The organism is Bradyrhizobium prioriisuperbiae (assembly GCF_032397745.1).
Taxonomy (GTDB): domain Bacteria; phylum Pseudomonadota; class Alphaproteobacteria; order Rhizobiales; family Xanthobacteraceae; genus Bradyrhizobium_A; species Bradyrhizobium_A prioriisuperbiae.
Map to the genome: position 1 here is coordinate 4,046,430 of NZ_CP135921.1, position 19,659 is coordinate 4,066,088.

The 19,659-nt window shown below is 63.9% G+C and carries 18 protein-coding genes and 1 other RNA gene; 14 read left to right on the top strand and 5 right to left on the bottom strand.

Features of this window, described 5'->3' with window-relative positions; translation table 11 throughout:
- Window positions 1-117: 117 nt before the first annotated feature.
- The 4 genes from RS897_RS18960 (at window position 118) to RS897_RS18975 (ending at window position 1,854) form a co-directional block, all read left to right on the top strand.
- Entirely contained in the window at window positions 118-561 is a 444-nt protein-coding gene (locus tag RS897_RS18960) for a hypothetical protein (RefSeq protein ID WP_315838034.1), read from the top strand.
- A gap of 11 nt (window positions 562-572) precedes the next feature.
- Window positions 573-764, top strand: coding sequence for a hypothetical protein (locus RS897_RS18965; RefSeq protein WP_315838035.1), 192 nt, complete (start codon window positions 573-575; stop codon window positions 762-764).
- A gap of 170 nt (window positions 765-934) precedes the next feature.
- Window positions 935-1,195 carry a hypothetical protein gene (locus tag RS897_RS18970; RefSeq protein WP_315838036.1) on the top strand — a complete coding sequence of 87 codons (261 nt, stop codon included), beginning with the start codon at window positions 935-937 and terminating at the stop codon, window positions 1,193-1,195.
- Window positions 1,196-1,275: 80 nt separating this feature from the next.
- Window positions 1,276-1,854 (top strand): nucleotidyl transferase AbiEii/AbiGii toxin family protein, encoded by a 579-nt coding sequence (locus RS897_RS18975; RefSeq protein WP_315838037.1) that lies wholly within the window; start codon window positions 1,276-1,278, stop codon window positions 1,852-1,854.
- A 244-nt stretch (window positions 1,855-2,098) separates the two neighbouring features.
- On the opposite strand, the gene rnpB is transcribed toward RS897_RS18975, so the two are convergent.
- Window positions 2,099-2,518: RNase P RNA component class A (rnpB, locus tag RS897_RS18980), an RNA gene on the bottom strand.
- A gap of 3 nt (window positions 2,519-2,521) precedes the next feature.
- Window positions 2,522-3,427: an N-acetylmuramoyl-L-alanine amidase gene (locus RS897_RS18985; RefSeq protein WP_315838038.1), complete on the bottom strand. Its 906-nt coding sequence runs from the start codon at window positions 3,425-3,427 to the stop codon at window positions 2,522-2,524.
- A gap of 803 nt (window positions 3,428-4,230) precedes the next feature.
- Between RS897_RS18985 and rsmH the strand changes: the two genes are divergently transcribed.
- The 7 genes from rsmH to murD all read left to right on the top strand — a co-directional run bounded on the left by rsmH (window position 4,231) and on the right by murD (window position 13,057).
- A complete protein-coding gene (gene rsmH / locus RS897_RS18990; protein WP_315838039.1) occupies window positions 4,231-5,238 on the top strand; it encodes a 16S rRNA (cytosine(1402)-N(4))-methyltransferase RsmH in 1,008 nt (335 codons plus the stop codon).
- 3 nt (window positions 5,239-5,241) lie between these two features.
- Window positions 5,242-5,625, top strand: coding sequence for a cell division protein FtsL (ftsL, locus tag RS897_RS18995; RefSeq protein WP_315838040.1), 384 nt, complete (start codon window positions 5,242-5,244; stop codon window positions 5,623-5,625).
- Complete coding sequence (locus RS897_RS19000) at window positions 5,622-7,367, top strand: peptidoglycan D,D-transpeptidase FtsI family protein (protein WP_315838041.1); 1,746 nt, start codon at window positions 5,622-5,624, stop codon at window positions 7,365-7,367. The genes ftsL and RS897_RS19000 overlap by 4 nt, the downstream gene beginning before the upstream one ends.
- Window positions 7,368-7,580: 213 nt before the next feature.
- Window positions 7,581-9,041 (top strand): UDP-N-acetylmuramoyl-L-alanyl-D-glutamate--2,6-diaminopimelate ligase, encoded by a 1,461-nt coding sequence (locus tag RS897_RS19005; RefSeq protein WP_315838042.1) that lies wholly within the window; start codon window positions 7,581-7,583, stop codon window positions 9,039-9,041.
- Window positions 9,038-10,495, top strand: coding sequence for a UDP-N-acetylmuramoylalanyl-D-glutamyl-2,6-diaminopimelate--D-alanyl-D-alanine ligase (locus tag RS897_RS19010; RefSeq protein ID WP_315838043.1), 1,458 nt, complete (start codon window positions 9,038-9,040; stop codon window positions 10,493-10,495). Before RS897_RS19005 ends, RS897_RS19010 begins: the two co-directional genes overlap by 4 nt.
- Before the next feature lie 10 nt (window positions 10,496-10,505).
- Window positions 10,506-11,588 carry a phospho-N-acetylmuramoyl-pentapeptide-transferase gene (mraY, locus tag RS897_RS19015; protein WP_315838044.1) on the top strand — a complete coding sequence of 361 codons (1,083 nt, stop codon included), beginning with the start codon at window positions 10,506-10,508 and terminating at the stop codon, window positions 11,586-11,588.
- 68 nt (window positions 11,589-11,656) lie between these two features.
- Window positions 11,657-13,057, top strand: coding sequence for a UDP-N-acetylmuramoyl-L-alanine--D-glutamate ligase (murD, locus tag RS897_RS19020; protein WP_315838045.1), 1,401 nt, complete (start codon window positions 11,657-11,659; stop codon window positions 13,055-13,057).
- Between the two features lie 128 nt (window positions 13,058-13,185).
- Here murD and RS897_RS19025 read toward each other — a convergent pair whose 3' ends face one another.
- Window positions 13,186-13,608 carry a GFA family protein gene (locus RS897_RS19025; RefSeq protein ID WP_315838046.1) on the bottom strand — a complete coding sequence of 141 codons (423 nt, stop codon included), beginning with the start codon at window positions 13,606-13,608 and terminating at the stop codon, window positions 13,186-13,188.
- 242 nt (window positions 13,609-13,850) lie between these two features.
- Here RS897_RS19025 and ftsW point away from each other — a divergent pair, with 242 nt between their 5' ends.
- The 3 genes from ftsW to RS897_RS19040 all read left to right on the top strand — a co-directional run bounded on the left by ftsW (window position 13,851) and on the right by RS897_RS19040 (window position 17,561).
- Window positions 13,851-15,002: a putative lipid II flippase FtsW gene (gene ftsW / locus RS897_RS19030; RefSeq protein ID WP_315838047.1), complete on the top strand. Its 1,152-nt coding sequence runs from the start codon at window positions 13,851-13,853 to the stop codon at window positions 15,000-15,002.
- Between the two features lie 65 nt (window positions 15,003-15,067).
- Window positions 15,068-16,168 carry an undecaprenyldiphospho-muramoylpentapeptide beta-N-acetylglucosaminyltransferase gene (gene murG / locus RS897_RS19035; RefSeq protein ID WP_315838048.1) on the top strand — a complete coding sequence of 367 codons (1,101 nt, stop codon included), beginning with the start codon at window positions 15,068-15,070 and terminating at the stop codon, window positions 16,166-16,168.
- Window positions 16,169-16,271: 103 nt separating this feature from the next.
- On the top strand, window positions 16,272-17,561 hold the full coding sequence (locus RS897_RS19040) for a hemolysin family protein (RefSeq protein WP_315838049.1): 1,290 nt from the start codon (window positions 16,272-16,274) through the stop codon (window positions 17,559-17,561).
- A 12-nt stretch (window positions 17,562-17,573) separates the two neighbouring features.
- On the opposite strand, the gene RS897_RS19045 is transcribed toward RS897_RS19040, so the two are convergent.
- Together RS897_RS19045 and RS897_RS19050 are read right to left on the bottom strand one after the other, a co-directional pair.
- Window positions 17,574-18,542 (bottom strand): alpha/beta fold hydrolase, encoded by a 969-nt coding sequence (locus RS897_RS19045; RefSeq protein WP_315838050.1) that lies wholly within the window; start codon window positions 18,540-18,542, stop codon window positions 17,574-17,576.
- 93 nt (window positions 18,543-18,635) lie between these two features.
- The gene (locus RS897_RS19050) at window positions 18,636-19,541 is read right to left on the bottom strand and encodes a LysR family transcriptional regulator (RefSeq protein ID WP_315838051.1); all 906 of its coding nucleotides are present in this window, start codon (window positions 19,539-19,541) and stop codon (window positions 18,636-18,638) included.
- Window positions 19,542-19,659: the final 118 nt, after the last annotated feature.

Consider the following 19,659-nt stretch of genomic DNA (forward strand, 5'->3'; position numbering starts at 1 on the left):
CGCTCTCGAAATCATATCCTGACACGACGATATTGACGGCATGAGTCAAGCGTCCCGCACCGACGATCTCCAAATGGGGGCGGCGTGGACGGGACGATAACGAACGAGAGTGACGTCATGTCTGATCTTCAGGTCGCCAATGGCGACAGAATTATTGCACCGATGATCGAACTTGCGGGGTGTGCGGCACGGCACCGCATCATCGTCGCCGGCGCGAAGAGCATGGAAATGATGCTGGAGTTGCATCGGCGTGGTTATCCGCACGCCGCGGCCACGGGCAATTGCGGCCGCCCCGCCGGTCAGTACGACATTGCGCTGATCGATTGGCGCAGGCGCACGCTGCATGCGCTTGAGCCGACGCTGGACTGGCTGATGAATTTCCTCAGCACGAGAGGCGTGCTGGTGGTCTGGGTCGACGCCCAGAAGCCGGCGGCGAACCAGAGCCTGCGCGACGCGCTGGAAAAACGTGGCTTCATGATCGAGCAGAGCACCGTGCACGACTGCGGTTGCGCGCTGTCGGCGCGACGCTTCCTGGCTCATCCGATTCAAAAGGCAGCTTAGGGACAACTCACATGGCCAAGGCCAGAGTACGGCGCGACGTCATTCGCGAATGGATGTCCCTTGCGCGGGACCAGCGACAATCCAGCCAGCAGGCACTCGCCTTCGCGACAGCGGCGCTCCAGCGACACAGCCTGCCGCGTAGCCGGCGATCGCCGCACACCGTCATCATGGGATGGCTGCGGCCACGCGCGGGACGTCCCTGAGGACAAGCGGCCGCTAGGTCGTCGCTGCAACTGTAAGCCACGGATGGAACTCACTATTTTAGGCTTTGTTGACGGGATATAAAAGGATTGGTTGACAACGTGCGTCGTCGGATCAATCTAAAAGAAGCCTATGAGGGAACCTTTCCCCTTTTGATGGCAGTGAGATTAGGATGATGAGCCCCGCCCTGGTTTTAACAACCGTGAATGCGCCGCATAGCAAACAGCTAAGCGCGTTGGAGCTTGTCCATTATCTGCTTGATCATCAAGCCGCGAAGGACGTCCCGGGCCACATGTCGTTGTTTTTTGGCGAAGTCAGTCCTGATTTGCAGATCGGCTTTGCCAACATGTTCGATATTACCGAGGTACAGCTTGTGGACGCGGCGAAGGCTTTCGCCTCCTATTCGGGCGAATCTTATCCGCTCGCAGCGTGAACGGTCAAAATCGCCCATCCGATTGGACGCGGTTGTTTCGCATCGCTTGTTCGCTCATAGACCAAGTAAACTCAGAACAATTGATCATCGATGCTTGGGCATTCGGCGGCGGGACAGCCATGATGCTCCAAATCGATCATCGCGAAAGCCGTGACATCGATATTTTCCTATCGGACCCACAATTACTTGCGTTTTTCGATCCACGGACCCACGACTTTGAATTTGAAGTTCGACCGGCCGAATATAATGGTGACGGCATCGGCTTTCTGAAACTCGCGTTCGGGGATATCGGAGAAATTGATTTTATCGTTGGCCATGCGATGACCTCATTACCAACGACACAACGAACGATTGAAGGTGTCTCGGTTCAGTTGGAAACTATCCCTGAGATCATCACCAAGAAAATCTACCATCGTGGATCAAACATAAGGCCCCGAGATATTTTTGATATTGCAGCGGCCGGTGAAACTCACTCAGATGCAATTATTGAAGAGTTGCGTTCCTATCGCCTGCAAGTGACGCAAACACTTGCGAGGATTGAAAAGTTGAATCCACAGTTTGTGCGCGATGCGATTGCCCAGTTGGCCATAAAAGAAAACTACAAAGCGATCTCTCAAACTGCAATCGAACGGGCACAAGCAATCCTTCTCTCTGTATAGTCCAAAGTCATGCCGCGGCTCGTGAGGCGTCTGGCGAGGTCGACGGTCTCTTGTCCATTGGAGCGACAAGGCCAACGACGCTGACATAGCGAGTCGCGATGCGCTCTTCGTCATCGACAACTTCATACCGCGAAGCACGAGGCACTTCGCCGAGACCGTGAATAAATCAAGGCCCAAACGGGCGAAGGGCCCGGCGTGGTTTGCGCCGAGCCCTTCATTCAAAACGCGTGACGCGTTCCTTAAAAGCATCAGCCGGCCTGTAAGCCGGGTTTTGTAGGGCACCGCGCGCTTGCGCGCGCGATACGTGACGGCCATTCCTCTGGGACAACGCTTGCGCGTTGCCTCGAGCAACCTACCCGAACGGTCGAGCCAGACATGCCCTGCGGAGTTATCGCTCGATGAGCGAACTGTCCGCGACGCCGTTCCTATTCGGTTTTGCTCCCGGTGGGGTTTACCCTGCCATCTCCGTCGCCGGAGACGCGGTGCGCTCTTACCGCACCTTTTCACCCTTACCCGCGCCGCGGCGCAGGCGGTTCGTTCTCTGTGGCACTTTCCCTGGGGTCGCCCCCGCCGGACGTTATCCGGCACCGTTTGTCCATGGAGCCCGGACTTTCCTCTCCCGCGACCTTTCGATCCTTGCGGGAGCGGCCGTCCAGCCGACTGACGGTCATGTCATGGAGTGCGGCGGCAACGGGGTCAAGTGCGGCGCATCGGCCGGCCGGCTGTCGAGCAGTGCCTGCAGGGTGGCGATCGTCGAGGGATCGGCGAGGCCGTCGACCCGCTCAGGCCGAAAATGGCGCTGAAACGCAGTCACCACGTCCATGGTGCCGCTGTCGTACTGGCCGGTGCGCGGCACGGCATAGCCATAAGCCGCGAACCGTTCCTGCAGCGCCATGACGTCTTCGCCGGCGGCCCCCAGTGTGAGGGCAGGGCCCTTGCTGATTCGCGCCGGCCGCACCCAGTGGCCGACGCCGGAGCTTGCGAGCAGCCGCCACGGGAATTTCTCGCCGGGATCCTTCTTGCGATCCGGCGCGATGTCGGAATGCGCCAGCACCCGGTGTTTGACGATCTTGCGGCGAATCGTGATGCCGCGGCAGAGCGCGATGACGGCAGCGATCTGGCGCGACGGGAAATCCGGATAACCCCAGTCGTGGCCGCCGTTGATGATCTCGACGCCGATGGAGCAGGAATTGATGTCGGTCTCGCCCGCCCATTGCGAGGTGCCCGCATGCCAGGCGCGCCGCGCTTCCGGCACGCACTGCACGATGCGGCCGTCCTCCAGCACGACATAGTGCGCCGAGACCTCGGTGCCGGCCTTGCACAGCCGCGCCAGGGCGCTCTCGGCGTCCTGCATCCCGGTGTAATGCAGCACGACCATGTCCGGCGCGCGGTTGCCGCGCCGGTCGCCATAGTTTGCGGAGGGGATTACATCGGAAATCACCGACGAATCCGGCATGAACTTCAGCATGTCGGCGTGGAACCAGGGCGATGGAAGTTTCGAGCGAAGCGTGGACGCAGGGGTCCTTTGACGCTTCGACTCAGTGCCACCCGACGTAAACGACCCTTGGTCCATCTCACACCCAAACCCGGCAGCACAGCGGCGGTAAGCCGACTTTCGAAAGACTTGGGAACCGCAGACTTGGGAACCGCAGCCTTGGGAACCGCAGACCTGGGAACCGCGGTTCCGACCTCATCACACCCCAACGCAGCGCATCCATTCCAGCAAACGAGATTCAAGGTTTCCGCCTGACCGACGGCTGTCGCGTCGTCGCCGGGCAACCCTCGGGTAATGTTATCCCGCCATGGGACAGCGGGCGCAATCGCTTTGCGTTGTCCGGCGCTGCACTGCGAACATCCTTAATCGAAGAATATCTTTTAGAATCAATGGATTGGGATCTGCTAGAGGGTGCGACGCATGGTGGGACCGCAAAACCGGGCAGCGGGTTTTACAATTTGAGCCGGATTATCAACGATTCCTTAATGTTAACTCCCGCTTACTGAGCATGAACGCCGGTTCGCGGCGAGTTCGCGGCAACAGGCAGTGTGGCGGTTCAGAAATTTCCCCCGAGCGAGCGGCGAGTCCGGGAGGGAAATTTCTGAACCACACGCCACACTGCATTTAAAACATCTAGCGTTCTTCGAATCCGAAGTTCGCTCGAAGGTGCTGCTAGGTCGAAGCGAACTTCGGATTCGAAACGCTAGAATGTTCATGATCGATCGCAACATCCCATGGTTGGCCACCAGATCCCATGCGGACGCCACGTTGCCCTTGAGGATGCCTTTAAGGGTCCCTGGGGGGCCTCGCAAAGGCGGCGTGCCGCTGAGGTCGCATCTGCGCGCCGGCGATTGGATCGCTCAGTCGGATGGGGGCGGCTCATGACGTCCAGCACGAAAGCGGAAGCTCCGCTGCATATTCCCGTGCTCGGCCGCGAGGCCGTGGACGCGCTGGCGCCGCGCGACGGCGGCATCTATGTGGACGCGACTTTCGGGGCGGGCGGCTACAGCCGTATGATCCTCGATGTGCCCGGCACCCGCGTGATCGGCATCGACCGCGACCGCACCGCCATCGCCGGTGGTTTCGATCTCGTCGACGCCGCGAACGGGCGCCTCACCCTGGTGGAGGACCGGTTTTCTGAGCTGGCTGACGTCTGCGCCGTGCAGGGCTTTGAGTCGGTCGACGGCATCGTCATGGATGTCGGCGTGTCGTCGATGCAGCTCGATCAGGCCGGGCGCGGCTTCTCGTTCCGGTTCGACGGTCCTCTCGACATGCGCATGGGCCACAACGGCCCGACCGCGGCGGACGTGATTGCCACGGCGTCCGAGAGCGATCTCGCTGATGTCATCTATATCTTCGGCGAGGAGCGGAAGTCGCGCGGCATCGCGCGCGCCATCGTCGCCGCGCGGCGCGAGACGCCGATCACCACCACCCGGGCGCTGGCCGACATCGTGGGTCGCGTGGTGCGCTCCAAGCCGAACGACATTCATCCCGCCACCCGCACGTTCCAGGCGCTGCGCATTCTGGTCAATGAAGAACTCGACGAACTGCAGACGGCGCTGGTCGCGGCCGAGCAGGTGCTCAAGCCCGGCGGCCGGCTGGCGGTGGTTTCGTTCCACTCGCTGGAAGATCGCATCGTCAAGACCTTCTTCAATGCGCGCGGCAAAAGCGGCGGCGGCTCGCGGCATCTGCCGGAGGTCAGCCAGCTTGCGCCGAGCTTCGAGATTCTGACCCGGCGTCCGGTCACGGCCGACGACGCTGAAGTCGCGGCCAATCCGCGCGCGCGCTCGGCGAAGTTGCGTTCGGCCGCGCGCACCGAGGCCCCTGCGCATCCGGCCGACGGACTGCAGGATTGGCCGTCACTGGCAACCGTCATGAGGGGAGGCTAGCACGTGCGCATCGTGCATCTCTTCGTGATCTGCGCGCTGGTGTTCGCGGCCGCCTATGTCTATCGCATCAAGATGGAATCGACGGTGCGCACCGAGAATGTGCTGAAGCTGCGCGCCGACATCCGCGAGCAGCGCGACGCGATCGCGGGCCTGCATGCGGAATGGGCCAAGCTGCAGAATCCGGCGCGGCTGCAGGGATTGGCGCAACGCCATCTGGCGACGCGGCCGATCGAAGCCCTGCAATACGACCAGCTGAAGAACCTGCCGGACCGGCCGCCGAGCTTCGCGCGATCCACCACCCCCGATCCGATCGGCGCCATGCTCGATACCATCAACAAGGATGTCACCAGCTCGGTGCCCACCCCTGCGGCGGAGGATGCGCAGTGACCGACACCGCGCTGACCGTCGCCCGCCCGCAGGAGCCGTTTCGCCGCCGGCTGATCCGCAGCCTGCTGTACGGACGCAAGGACCGCAGCGCCAAGGCGCGCGCCCGCGTTGGCCTGATCATCATTGCATTCACCGCGATTTATGCGGTGATCGGGGTGCGGCTGATGATGTTCGCCGTGGTCGGCGACGGTCACGGCGCGCGGCGTAGCGTGTCCGGCGACGCCACCGCCACCGCGCGCCCCGACATCGTCGATCGCAACGGCGAAATCCTCGCCACCGACGTCAAGTCGCCGTCGCTGTTCGGCGAGCCGCGCCGCATCATCGACAAGGATGAGGCGATCGAACTGCTGACCGCGACACTGCCCGATCTCGACACCGCGGAAGTGCGGCAGCGGCTGAGCACCCGCAGAGGTTTTGTCTGGCTGAAGCGTGAAATCACCCCGCAGCAGCAGCAGGATATCCACAAGCTCGGCATTCCCGGCATCGGCTTCCTGCGCGAGAACAAGCGGGTCTATCCGAGCGGCCAGGAGGTCGCGCACCTCATCGGCCTGGTCAACATCGACAACCAGGGCATTGCCGGCATCGAGAAGTGGTTGGACAACAACGGCCTTGCGGATCTGCATCGCGCCGGCTTCGCCACCGATCGCCAGCAGGAGCCGGTCGAACTGTCGGTCGACCTGCGTGTCGAGCATGCGCTGCGCGACGAACTGATGAAGGCCAAGGAGAAATTCCGCGCCAAGGCGGCCTCCGGCCTCGTCACCAATGTCCGCACCGGTGAAATCGTGGCGATGGTCTCGCTGCCGGACTTCGATCCGAACAATCCGAAAGAGGCCAACGATCCCGATCGCATCAACCGGCTGACCACCGGCGTTTATGAAATGGGGTCGACCTTCAAGTCGTTCACGCTGGCGATGGCGCTGGATTCCGGCAAGATCAACCTGAATTCGATGTGGGATGCGCGCGGGAATCTGCACTACGGCAAATTCACGATCCACGACGCCCATCCGCTCGGGCGTTTCATCAACACTAAAGAAGTGTTCACCTTCTCGTCCAACATCGGCGCCGCGCGGATCGCGCTGGGTCAGGGCGTCGAGGCGCACAAGGCGTTCCTTGCCAAGATGGGCCAATTGACGCGGCTGCGCACCGAGCTGCCGGAGAGCGCGGCGCCGCTGGTGCCGCGGCGCTGGGGTGAGCTCAACACGGTGACCATCGCATTCGGCCAGGGCCTGTCGGTGGCGCCGCTGCAGGCGGTGATGGGCATCAACGCGCTGGTCAATGGCGGCTACCTGATTCCGCCGACGTTCCTGAAGCGCAGCGAAGCCGAAGCCAAGGCGATGGCCAAGAAGGTGGTCAAGACCGAGACCAGCGACAAGATGCGTTATCTGATGCGCCTCAACGCTGAAGTTGGTTCGGCAAGACAGGCCGACGTCAAAGGCTATTATGTCGGCGGCAAGACCGGCACGTCCGAAAAGGTCATCAACGGCCGTTATGCCAAGAAACGCGTGCTGAACTCCTTCACTGCGATCCTGCCGGCCGACAATCCGCAGTATCAAATTCTGATCATGCTGGACGAGCCGCAGGCGCTGCCGGAAACCCATGGCTTTATCACCTCGGGCTGGAACACGGTTCCGACCGGCGGCAAGGTGATCGCGCGAATTGCGCCGCTTTTGGGCGTCGAGCCGCGGATGGATTTGCCGCCTGCGGACCGCCTTATTCTTGCGGCATCGAAGGAAAGCCGGTAAGCGCAGACGCATTCCGCCGTCTCGCGGCCGGGCCTGACAACGGGCTCTTGAGAGCGGCCTGGGATACCGTGACACGATTTTGTGACGCGATTTTGCGACTTGGACTCTCAGATCTGGAATTCAAGATCTGAAGTCCGTGACTGGATTTGCAGCAACGTTCTGGTGCCGGGTTTTCATGTGCTTGACATGTCGCGAACGAGAGATGCCGTCACGATGAGACTTCGTGATCTTCTTGGTGACGATGCCGCGCTCGACACGGAGACCGGCGCCATCGCGGTGTCGGGCCTCGCCCTGGACAGCCGAGCGGTCGCCAGCGGCGATGTGTTCTTTGCGTTGGCCGGGTCGAAGACCGACGGCACGCGCTTCATCGACCAGGCGGTGATCGCCGGTGCTGTGGCCGTGGTGGGCGATCAGCCGCCGCCGGCGATCTGCCTCGTGCCGTATATCGAGGTCGCCAATGCCCGCCGAGCGCTGGCGCTGGCCGCGGCGCGGTTGTACCTGCGCCAGCCGGGCACCATCGCCGCGGTGACCGGCACCAGCGGCAAGACATCGGTTGCGGCTTTCACGCGCCAGATCTGGCAGATCCTCGGCTTTGCATCCGCCTCCATCGGCACCATCGGTCTCGTCGCGCCCTCGCGCACGATCTATGGCTCGCTGACCACACCGGATCCGATCGCGCTGCATCGCTCGCTGGATGAGTTGGCCGGCGAGGGTGTCACGCATCTGGCGTTCGAAGCCTCGTCCCACGGCCTCGACCAGTTCAGGCTTGACGGCGTGCGCGTCAGCGCCGGCGCCTTCACCAATCTGTCGCGCGACCACATGGATTATCATCCGAGCGTCGAGCACTATCTCGCGGCGAAGCTGCGGCTGTTCCGCGATCTGGTGGCCGCCGACGGCGCCGCGGTGATTTCCGCCGACCATGATCATTCGCAGGCGGTGATCGATGTGGCGCGGGCGCGCGGGCTTCGGGTGCTGACCGTCGGGCGCAACGGTGACGACAAGGGCGGCGGCATTCGCCTTGTCGATGCGACGATCGACGGGTTCGGGCAGAAGCTGACGCTCGCCTATGGCGGCAAGACCCGCTCGCTGCGGCTGCCGCTGGTCGGCGAATTCCAGATCGAGAACGCGCTGGTCGCTGCGGGCCTCGTGATCGGCACCGGTGGTGCCGTGGAGCGGACGTTTGCGGCGCTGGAACAGCTCGAAGGCGCCAAGGGGCGGCTCGAATTGGTCGGTGAGCGCCGGGGCGCGCCGGTGTTCATCGATTATGCCCACAAGCCCGACGCGCTGGAAAAGGCGCTGGTCGCGCTGCGGCCTTATGCCCGGCGGCGGCTGGTGGTGGTGTTCGGCGCCGGCGGCGATCGCGACGCGGGCAAGCGTCCGCTGATGGGCGAGATTGCTTCGCGTTTTGCCGATACCGTGATCGTCACCGACGACAATCCGCGCAGCGAAGATCCTGCCACGATCCGTGCCGCGATTTTGGCTGCGGCCACGGGTGCCCGCGAGATCGGCGATCGCGCGGAGGCCATCCGTGTTGGGGTTGCGGGGCTCGAGGCCGGTGACGTGCTCGTGATTGCCGGCAAGGGCCATGAAACCGGACAGATCGTCGGCGAGCGGGTATTGCCGTTCAGCGATCACGATGCGGCGCGCGCCGCGCTTGCGGAGACTGCGAGATGAGTGCGGAGCCGTTGTGGACCCTCGCCGCCATGGCGGACGCGATGCGCGCCGCGCGCAGCGGCGCGTTGCCCGCCGTCGTCACCGGCATCTCGATCGACAGCCGCACCGTCGCGCCGGGCGAGGCTTATTTTGCCATCAAGGGCGATGTGCATGACGGGCACGCTTTCGTCGAAGCCGCCCTGAAGAATGGCGCGGCGTTGGCCGTGATCGCGGATTCGCACCGCAGCAAATTTTCCGGCGATGCGCCGCTGCTGGTGGTGCCGGACGTGCTCGCAGCACTTGGCGATCTCGGCATCGCGGCGCGGGCGCGCTTGAACGGCCGGGTGATCGCCGTCACCGGCTCGGTCGGCAAGACCTCGACCAAGGAGGCGCTGCGGCGCGTGCTCGGTGCGCAGGGCAAGACCCATGCGGCGGTGGCCTCCTTCAACAATCACTGGGGCGTGCCGCTGACACTGGCGCGCTGTCCGGCCGACGTCGCCTATGGTGTGTTCGAGATCGGCATGAACCATGCCGGCGAGATCGAGCCGCTGGTGAAAATGGTGCGGCCGCATGTGGCCGTCATCACCACCGTCGAACCGGTGCATCTGGAATTCTTCTCAGGCATCGAGGCGATCGCCGATGCCAAGGCGGAGATTTTCTTAGGCCTGGAGCACGGTGGCGCCGTGGTGCTGAATCGGGACAATTCGCAATTCAAGCGCCTGCAAAAGGCGGCGGAGAAGCGCGGCATCAAACGTATCGTCTCGTTCGGCACCGACAAGAAAGCCGATGCGCGGCTGCTGGATGTCTCGCTGCACGCGGATTGTTCGGCGGTGCATGCCGATATTCTCGATCACGACATCACCTACAAGATCGGAATGCCGGGCCGGCACATGGCGATGAATTCGCTGGCGGTGCTTGCGGCTGTGTCGCTGGCCGGCGCGGATCTGGTCGCCGCGGCGCTGTCGCTTGCCGGGATGCAGGCGGCCACCGGCCGCGGCGCGCGGCAGACGCTGGAATTGCCGCAGGGCACCGCGGCCCTGATCGATGAGAGCTACAACGCCAATCCGGCCTCGATGGCGGCGGCGCTGAATGTGCTGGGACAGGCCCTGGTCGGCCCGCGCGGGCGGCGCATCGCGGTGCTCGGTGACATGCTCGAACTCGGGCCGACCGGCGCGGAGCTGCATCGGGGGCTGACTGATGCGGTGACCGCCAACAAGATCGACCAGGTATTTTGTTGCGGCCCCCTGATGCGAAATCTGTGGGATGCCCTTCCATCGACGCGCCGGGGCGGCTATGCCGACAGCTCCGCGGCGCTCGCGGGCGAGGTGGCGGCGGCGCTGCGCAGCGGCGATGTCGTCATGGTCAAGGGCTCGCTTGGTTCCAAGATGAAGATCATTGTCACGGCGCTGGTCAAGCGCTTTCCCGGCAATGCCGCGTTCGATGACGTTCGTGTGCAGGGCGATCCGGCGGTGTAAGGCGGTTTGAATGTTTTATTGGTTGATCGATCTCTCCGGCACGATTCCCGTGTTCAACGTGTTCCGCTACATCACCTTCCGCACCGGTGGCGCGATGGTGACCGCGGCGCTGTTCGTGTTCCTGTTCGGGCCCTGGATCATCGACAATCTGCGGCTGCGCCAGGGCAAGGGCCAGCCGATCCGCACCGACGGACCGCAGTCACATCTCGCCAAGAAGGGCACGCCCACCATGGGCGGCCTGATGATCCTGTCGGGTCTCGTGGTGTCGACGCTGTTGTGGGCCAATCCGCGCAACCCTTATGTCTGGATCGTGCTGGCGGTGACGCTCAGTTTCGGTTTCGTCGGCTTTTATGACGATTATCTGAAGGTGACGAAGCAGACCGACGCCGGATTTTCGGGGCGGTTCCGCCTGCTGATCGAATTCGCCATTGCGGGCCTCGCCTGCTTCGCGTTCGTGTGGCTGGGGCGGGCGCCGTTCTCCACCTCGCTGGTGATTCCGTTTTTCAAGGATATCGCGCTGAACTTCGGCTGGTTCTTCGTGGTGTTCGGCGCCTTCATCGTGGTCGGCGCCGGCAATGCCGTCAATCTCACCGACGGCCTCGACGGCCTGGCCATTGTGCCGGTGATGATCGCGTCGCTGTCGTTCGGCATGATCTCGTATCTGGTCGGCAACGCGGTGTTCTCGGATTATCTGCAGATCAATTACGTCGCCGGCACTGGTGAGTTGGCGGTGTTATGCGGGGCGGTGCTTGGCGCAGGACTCGGATTCCTGTGGTTCAATGCGCCGCCGGCCTCGATCTTCATGGGTGATACCGGATCGCTGGCGCTCGGCGGCATGCTCGGCTCGATCGCGGTGGCGGTGAAGCACGAGATCGTGCTGGCGGTGATCGGTGGTCTCTTCGTGCTGGAAGCCGTCTCGGTGATCGTGCAGGTGACGTCCTTCAAGCTCACCGGAAAACGGGTGTTCAAGATGGCGCCGATCCATCATCATTTTGAACAACTGGGGTGGACCGAGCCGCAAATCGTGATCCGGTTCTGGATCATTTCCGTGATGCTGGCCCTTGCCGGCCTCTCCACGCTCAAGCTTAGATAGGCTCTTGCCCGGATGGGCTTTGGCTCGGCTCTGGGCTAAACAGGCTTTTTGCAGGCTCAGGTGAAATCGTGATCCCTGTTACCAGTTTTGCGGGCCGCACCGTTGCTGTGTTCGGATTGGGCGGCTCGGGGCTGGCGAGCTGCCATGCTCTGAAGGCTGGCGGTGCCGAGGTCATCGCCAGCGACGACGATGCGGGCAAGCTTGCGGAAGCCGCCAAGGCGGGCTTCATGACCGCCGACCTGCGCACGGTGTCGTGGTCGAATATCGCCGCGCTGGTGCTGACGCCCGGCGTGCCGCTGACCCATCCGGTGCCGCACTGGAGCGTGCTGCTGGCCAAGCAGGCCAACGTGCCCGTGATCGGCGATATCGAATTGTTCTGCCGCGAGCGGCGTCGCCATGCGCCGAGTGCGCCGTTTGTCGCCATCACCGGCACCAACGGCAAGTCGACCACCACGGCCCTGATCGCGCATTTGATGAAGGTCGCCGGCCATGACGTGCAGATGGGCGGCAACATCGGCACCGCGATCCTGTCGCTGGAGCCGCCGCGGCTCGGCCGCGTCCATGTCATCGAGATGTCGTCCTACCAGATCGATCTTGCGCCCTCGCTCGATCCGCTGGTCGGCATCCTGCTCAATGTCAGCGAGGATCACCTCGATCGTCACGGCACCATCGATCACTATGCCGCGGTGAAGGAGCGGCTGGTGGCCGGCGTGCAGCGCGGCGGCACCGCGATCATCGGTGTCGACGACCACTGGAGCCAGGCGGCGGCGGATCGCGTCGAGCAGGGCGGCAAGCATGTGGTGCGCATCTCCGTGAAGCGCCCGCTGGCCGATGGCGTCTATGCCGATCACGAAAGCCTGCTGCGCACATCCGGCGGCGCCCGCACCGAGATCGCGCGAATTGGCGGCATCGGCTCGCTGCGCGGACTGCACAATGCGCAGAACGCGGCGTGCGCGGCGGCTGCGGCGCTGGCGCTCGGAGTATCATTTCCAGTGCTGCAGGAGGGATTGCGCAGCTTTCCCGGCCTTGCGCACCGCATGGAGCAGATCGGCCGCCGCGACAAGGTGCTGTTCATCAACGATTCCAAAGGCACCAACGCGGACGCCGCGGCGCGGGCGCTGGCATCGTTTGACGACATCTTCTGGATCGCCGGCGGCAAGCCGAAGAGCGGCGGCATCGAAAGCCTGCGCGAATTTTTCCCGCGTGTCCGCAAGGCTTATCTGATCGGCGAGGCGGCCGGCGAGTTCGCAGGCACGCTTGGCGCCGAGGTGGCGCACGAGATCAGCGGCACGCTCGATGTCGCCGTCGGCCAGGCCGCGCGTGATGCGGAGGCGTCAGGCCTCGCACAGCCGATCGTATTGCTGTCTCCCGCCTGCGCGTCGTTCGACCAGTACCGCAATTTCGAACTCCGCGGACAGCACTTCCGCGAGCTGGTGCTGGCACTGGGCGGTGTGGTGCCGGTGGTTTAGCGGCCTAGGCTTTCGACCGTAGCCCGGGCGAGCGAAGCGACCCCGGGGGGCCAGATGCACCGTCGTTCCCGGATATCGCGCTTGCGCGCTCATCCGGGCTACGAGGCATCCGTCTTTTAGTTGCGCTACTACTCCGGAACCGCCTCTCCCGATCCCCCCAGCTCCGCCGGAAAATCCTTCAACTTCGGCAGGCCGTCCTTCATCGGCAGCACCGTCTCGGAATAGTTGACGTGAACGCCGGGCGTAAACGTCAGGCTCGGGATGGTCGCTGCGAACACGTCGATAAGGCCGAGGGGCGGGTGAGTGGTCATCAGATGCCCGCCGCACTTCTTGCAGAACTGGCGCTGGCTGACCGGGGTCTTCTGGAACATGCCGACGTGTTCGGCGCCCGAGGTGATCTGCACCGCTTCCGGCTTCCACAAGGTGAAGGCGTTGACCGGTCCGCCGGACCACGAGCGGCAGGACCGGCAATGGCAATAGCCCATGCCTTCCGGCGATCCCTCGACTTTCAGTTCGACTGCGCCGCAAAAACAACTTCCAACATGGGTCATGGTGTTCCTCTTAATGTTTTGGTCTTGGCCCGCCTGCAGGTGCACACGAGCAGATCCAGCGTCAGGTGATCCGGGTCTTCGTTCAAGTCCTTATTCACGCTCTTGTTAGCCAACCCGGCCCGGCGCCGCGCCCTGCGATCAGGGGATCAAACCGCTTTCTCTGCAAATGTTTCCAATTTCTTAATGGTCTGGAAACCATGTTGGGGGACCAATGGAAGCGGTTTTTCGGCCAGGGATTAGCCATGATTTCTCGTGAACAGCGCACCCCGTTGAGCGAATGGTGGTGGACGGTGGATCGCCTGCTGCTGGCGGCGATGTTTGCGCTGATGCTGGCCGGGATCATCCTGTCGCTGGCGGCCAGCCCGCCGGTGGCGGTGCGCATCGGGCTCGATCCGTTCCACTTCTTCAACCGTCATGTCATTTTCCTGCTGCCGTCCTTCATGGTGATGATCGCGGTCTCGTTCCTGTCGCCGCGCCAGATCCGACGCGCCGCCTTGATCGTGTTCGCCATCAGTGTCGTGCTGATCGTGGCGACGCTGCTGTTCGGGGCCGAGGTGAAGGGCGCCCGGCGCTGGATCACCATCCTCGGCCTCAACATCCAGGCCTCGGAAGCGGCGAAGCCGTCGTTCGTGGTGCTGGTGGCGTGGCTGTTTTCGGAATCCGCGCGGCGGCCGGAAATGCCGGCGACCTCTATGGCGCTGGCGCTGCTGCTGACACTGGTGACGCTGCTGGTGGCTGAGCCCGATTTCGGCCAGACCATACTGATCCTGATGGTATGGGGCGCGCTGTTCTTCATCGCCGGCATGCGCATCATCTGGGTATTCGGCCTCGCCGGTGCCGCCGCCGCCGGCCTGTTCGCCGCCTACATGTTCGTGCCGCACGTCGCCGGCCGCATCAAACGCTTCATGGATCCGGCGTCCGGCGACACCTTCCAGGTCGATATGGCGACCGAGTCCTTCAGCCACGGCGGCTGGTTCGGGCAGGGGCCGGGCGAGGGCACGGTGAAACGCATCCTGCCCGACAGCCACACCGACTTCGTGTTTGCGGTGGCGGCGGAGGAGTTCGGCATCATCCTGTGCCTGATCCTGTTGTCGCTGTTCGCCTTCATCGTGATCCGCACCCTATCGCGCGCCTATGCCAGCGAAGACCTGTTCGCGCGGTTCGCGGCCTCCGGCCTTGCGATCCTGTTCGGCGTGCAGGCCTCGATCAACATGGCGGTCAATTTGCACCTGATCCCGGCCAAGGGAATGACGCTGCCGTTCATCTCCTATGGTGGCTCGTCGATGATCTCGCTGGCCTATGGCGTCGGCATGATGCTGGCGCTGACGCGGCTGCGGCCGAGCATCGAGGTGCAGTCGGTGGGCGATGCTTATGACGCGCGCCAGTACGCCTGACCTGGGCGCAGCGCTGAGCGCTTTGCCGGTTGTGTTTGTCTCCGGATCTTGCTCTATCCCGAGCCATGACTGACGCGCCCCTGATCATCCTTGCCGCCGGTGGCACCGGCGGCCACCTGTTTCCCGCCGAAGCGCTGGGCACCGAGCTGTTGAAGCGCGGCCTGCGGGTGCGGCTTGTCACCGATGCGCGCGCGGTGCGCTACAGCGGGCTGTTCACGCCTGAGATGACCGACGTGGTGCCGAGCGAAACCGTGCGCAGCCGCTCGCCGCTGTCGCTGGCGAAAACCGGCGTGCTGCTCGCCACCGGTACAATGATCGCGTTCAATCTGATGCGTCGGCTGAAACCCGCCGCGGTGATCGGCTTCGGCGGTTATCCGACGCTGCCGCCGCTGATCGCGGCACGGCTCGCCGGCCGGCCCAGCATCATCCATGACGCCAATGCGGTGATGGGCCGCGCCAACAAGTTCCTGTCCGGCCGGGTCACCGCGATCGCTACCTCGCTGCCCGGCGTGCTCGACCATGCGCCGGCACTGGCTGCTAAAACAACCGTCACCGGCACGCCGATGCGTCCGGCGATTCTTTCAGCCGCCGGCATGGCGTTCGTGCCGCCGGATGTAGACGGCGCGCTGCGCCTGCTGGTGGTCGGCGGCAGCCAGGGCGCGCGGGTGATGGCGGATATCGTCCCTCCGGCGATCGAGCGGCTTGAAGCCGCGTTGTGGCGCCGTCTCGTGCTGGTGCAGCAGGTGCGCCAGGAAGATATGGCGCGGGTGCGCGCGGTGTATGACCGGCTCAAGATCAATGCCGACCTGCAGCCGTTCTTCAGCGATCTGCCGGCGCGGCTGGCGTCCAGCCATCTGGTGATCTCGCGCTCCGGTGCCGGCACAGTGGCCGAACTCGCCGCCATCGGACGTCCCTCGATCCTGGTGCCGCTGCCCGGTGCGATCGATCAGGATCAGTTCGCCAATGCCGGCGTGCTCCAGCGCGTCGATGGCGCGATCCGCATCGTGCAGTCCGATTTCACGCCGGACCGGCTGGCCACGGAAATCTCGTCGCTCGCGGCCGCGCCGCTGCGGCTGACCACGATGGCCACGCGCGCCCGCTCGGCAGGCACCCTCGATGCCGCGCAGCGGCTTGCGGACCTGGTGATGAAGGTGGCGGGGATTTAACCGCCAACCTGACCATCCGGCGGCGCTTTGGCCCGCGTCAAGTCTGCCAATTGTCGTTGCAACGCCTTATATAGTCGGCTCGGATTTCAGAAAGTTGGGATCGATGTTGGCGTTGGAACTCGGGATCGTCGTGGTCCTGATCGTGGTGAATGGCTTGCTCGCGATGTCGGAGCTGGCCGTGGTGTCGTCCCGGCCGGCACGGCTGGCGGCGCTGGTTGAAAAAGGCGTCACCGGCTCGCGGCGTGCGCTGGCGCTGGCATCGGACCCCGGAAAATTCCTCTCCACGGTGCAGATCGGAATCACGCTGGTCGGCGTGCTGTCGGGCGCGTTCTCCGGCGCCACGCTGGGGCAGCGACTGACCGCGCTTTTGGTCGAGGCGGGCCTGCGCCAGGGCGTGGCCGATGCGGTCGGCGTCGGTATCGTGGTCAGCGTCATCACCTATGCTTCACTGATCGTCGGCGAACTGGTGCCGAAACAGATCGCGCTGCGCGATCCGGAAGCGATGGCGGTGCGCGTCGCGCCGGCCATGACCGTTGTCGCCAGAATCAGTTCACCACTGGTGTGGCTGCTCGATGCCTCGGGCGACGCGGTGCTGTGGCTGCTCGGCCAGCGCGGCGAGGTCTCCGACAAGGTGTCGGAGGACGAGATCCGCACGCTGATTGTCGAAGCCGAGAATGCCGGCGTGCTGGAGCCCGGCGAAAAGGAGATGATTGCGGGCGTGATGCGGCTTGGCGACCGTCCGGTCGGCGCGGTGATGACCCCGCGGCGCGAGGTCAGCATGGTCGATCTGTCCGGCGACATCGGCAGCGTTCGCTCTGCGTTCGTGGCGAGTCCGCATTCCCGCCTTGTCGCCCACGAGAACAATCGCGATCACCCAATCGGCATCCTGCACGCCAAAGACCTGCTCGATGCTTTTGTCGCAGGCAGCGCCATCGATGTTCGCGCGCTGGTCAAGGAGGCGCCGGCAATTCCGGAGTCGGTCGACGCGCGCGACGTAGTGGCGATCCTGAAGACGTCCGCCGTCCATATGGGTCTGGTGTTCGACGAATACGGCACTTTCCAGGGCGTGGTGACCAGCGCCGACATTCTCGAGTCCATCGTTGGCGAGTTCAAAAACGGCGACGGCCCGGACGAGCTGGCCTGGGTGCAACGCGACGACGGCAGCTATCTGTTGTCCGGCTGGATGCCGGTGGACGACATGGCCGACTTGCTGTCAGTCATCCTGCCGGAGGGCCGCGATTACCAGACGGTGGCTGGCTTCGCTCTCCAGCATTTCGAAACCCTGCCGAACGTCGGTCAAAACTTCACACGCGACGGCTGGCGTATCGAAGTGGTTGATATGGACGGCCGCCGTATCGACAAGCTGCTGGCGGCGCGCGAGGTTGCGGGTTAGCGCGAGATATCTTTACATCCCGCGGAGCGCTGCGATCAGGGCTTTGTTGAACGCGATCGAATCTTCGATTTGCGGGATGTGGCCGAGCCCCGGCAGGACGTCGAGCGACGCCTTCGGCAACAGTGTCTGTAGATCCCTGGCTTGCGCCAATGGGGTGACGGTGTCCTTGTCGCCCCAGAGCAGGGCGGTGGGCGCCGCGATGCCTGCGACGGCGCGGCGATCCGCACTCAGCGCGCCGCGATCGGCGCTGGTGAAATACAACAGCCAGTCGGCGATGTCGGCGGTGCTGTTCTTCAGCCGCATCGGTGTCTGCAGGATGCCGATGGTCTGAGCATCCGCAGCGGCTTTGTTCGCGATCAGTTGTGACAGCAGGGTCTTGGTGGCCAGCGGATTGGTAACGGTCAGTGATACCAGGAGCTCGCGGATCCATCGCGGATGAAGCAGCCATGGCGGGTCGCTCGGCGGAGCGGTCAGGCCCAGTGCAGCATCGACGAGCACCAGGCCACGCGTGCGGTCCGGATGGCGCATCACGTATTCCAGGGCTGTGCCGGCACCAAAGGAATGTCCGACAATGATGGCTTTGGTAACGCCGAGGGTGGTGAGGATATTGTCGATCCGCGCCGCCTGCGCGCCGCGAGTGTAATCGCCCGGCCGGTCCGAGAAGCCGAACGGCGGCAGATCGAGCGCGATCACGCGAAAGCCTGACGACGTCAGCGCATCGGTGGTTCGCCACCACAATTGGCTCCACGCGGCGGTGCCGTGAATCAGGACCACGGGGATGGCCTGAGTGTCACCCTTGTCCTGGATGAAGATCCGTCCGGAGCGCGTCGCGATCGTCTTGCCGGAGGCCGGCATGATCTGGTCGCGGTCCGCGGTCTCGCGCAGCGCCGCGGCCAATCGAAACGCGATCGCCGCCGCGCATGCCAGGACAAGCAGCAGGAGCAGGCTTCGAACGGCGAACTTGACGAGCTTGCGTATCATCGAGATGCGGCCCCGTGGGCTGTTGGCCGATCTCGCTTGATAAAGAGCGGGCGTTAATCGTCTTTTACGACGCGTGCGGCATTTCGCGCCCGTCTACAATTTCACATGCTCCACCAGATAATCCAGGAACGCCCGGACACGCGCGGGCAGCTGGCCGCCATGGCCGACGAACACCGCGTGGATCGCTTCGAGATCGCCGGGGTTGAAGTCTTCCAGCACCGGGACCAATCGGCCGGCATCGATATCGGTCCTGACGTGAAAGCGCGTCAGCCGCGCCAGGCCCATGCCGGCGACCACCAGCCGCTGCATGGCTTCGCCGTCGCTGACCAGCGAATTGCCCGATGGTAAAACGCTGACGGTTTTGCCGCTGTCATCGCGGAACGGCCAGCCCTCGACCTGCTTGATGAAGCAGAACCCAAGCATGTTGTGGTGCTCGAGATCCGCCGGCGTTCGCGGCGTGCCGTGCTCGGCGAGATAGGACGGCGCCGCCACCACCACCATCGGGCTTTCGCCGAGTTTGCGCGCGAGCAGCCGCGATTCACGTAACGGTCCGACGCGGATGGCGACGTCGGCCCGCTCCTCCATCAGGTCGACCACGGTGTCGGTGAGCGACACGTCGACACTGACGCCGGGGTAGCGCTTGATGAAGCCGGGCAGCAGCGGCAACAGCCGGTGCAGGCCGAAGGGCACACTGGTGTTGACCCGCAGCCGGCCGCGTGGTGTCGCTCCCGTGGTGGCTTCGCGCTCGGCGGCATTGATGTCCTCAAGGATCCGGATCGCGCGCTCGTAATAGGCGCTGCCCTCCGGGGTCAGCTGCAGTTTTCGCGTCGAGCGGTTGACCAGCCGCACCCCTAGCCGGCTTTCCAGCCGGGCCAGCAGCTTGCTGACCGCCGAGGGGGTCATCCGGAAGGTGCGGGCGGCGGCGGAAAAGCCGCCGAGATCGACCACGCGAACGAAAACTTCCATCTCGCCGGAGCGATTGACGTCCATTCGCGACATTGTGACTTCAATTCATAAATATTGTTCCTTAGAGAATTCTAATTCACGAATAGCCGGATGTCCATCTCAGGCCAGTCGGGTCTCGTCCCGGCCCCCCCTCCGTCGGGCCTGCTGCTTT

Coding starts and splice junctions, on each gene's coding strand:
- RS897_RS18960 (WP_315838034.1), top strand. CDS start 118: ATGTCTGATCTTCAGGTCGCCAATGGCGACAGAATTATTGCACCGATG.
- RS897_RS18965 (WP_315838035.1), top strand. CDS start 573: ATGGCCAAGGCCAGAGTACGGCGCGACGTCATTCGCGAATGGATGTCC.
- RS897_RS18970 (WP_315838036.1), top strand. CDS start 935: ATGATGAGCCCCGCCCTGGTTTTAACAACCGTGAATGCGCCGCATAGC.
- RS897_RS18985 (WP_315838038.1), bottom strand. CDS start 3,427: ATGGACCAAGGGTCGTTTACGTCGGGTGGCACTGAGTCGAAGCGTCAA.
- rsmH (WP_315838039.1), top strand. CDS start 4,231: ATGACGTCCAGCACGAAAGCGGAAGCTCCGCTGCATATTCCCGTGCTC.
- RS897_RS19005 (WP_315838042.1), top strand. CDS start 7,581: ATGAGACTTCGTGATCTTCTTGGTGACGATGCCGCGCTCGACACGGAG.
- RS897_RS19010 (WP_315838043.1), top strand. CDS start 9,038: ATGAGTGCGGAGCCGTTGTGGACCCTCGCCGCCATGGCGGACGCGATG.
- mraY (WP_315838044.1), top strand. CDS start 10,506: ATGTTTTATTGGTTGATCGATCTCTCCGGCACGATTCCCGTGTTCAAC.
- RS897_RS19025 (WP_315838046.1), bottom strand. CDS start 13,608: ATGACCCATGTTGGAAGTTGTTTTTGCGGCGCAGTCGAACTGAAAGTC.
- ftsW (WP_315838047.1), top strand. CDS start 13,851: ATGATTTCTCGTGAACAGCGCACCCCGTTGAGCGAATGGTGGTGGACG.
- murG (WP_315838048.1), top strand. CDS start 15,068: ATGACTGACGCGCCCCTGATCATCCTTGCCGCCGGTGGCACCGGCGGC.
- RS897_RS19040 (WP_315838049.1), top strand. CDS start 16,272: ATGTTGGCGTTGGAACTCGGGATCGTCGTGGTCCTGATCGTGGTGAAT.
- RS897_RS19045 (WP_315838050.1), bottom strand. CDS start 18,542: ATGATACGCAAGCTCGTCAAGTTCGCCGTTCGAAGCCTGCTCCTGCTG.
- RS897_RS19050 (WP_315838051.1), bottom strand. CDS start 19,541: ATGTCGCGAATGGACGTCAATCGCTCCGGCGAGATGGAAGTTTTCGTT.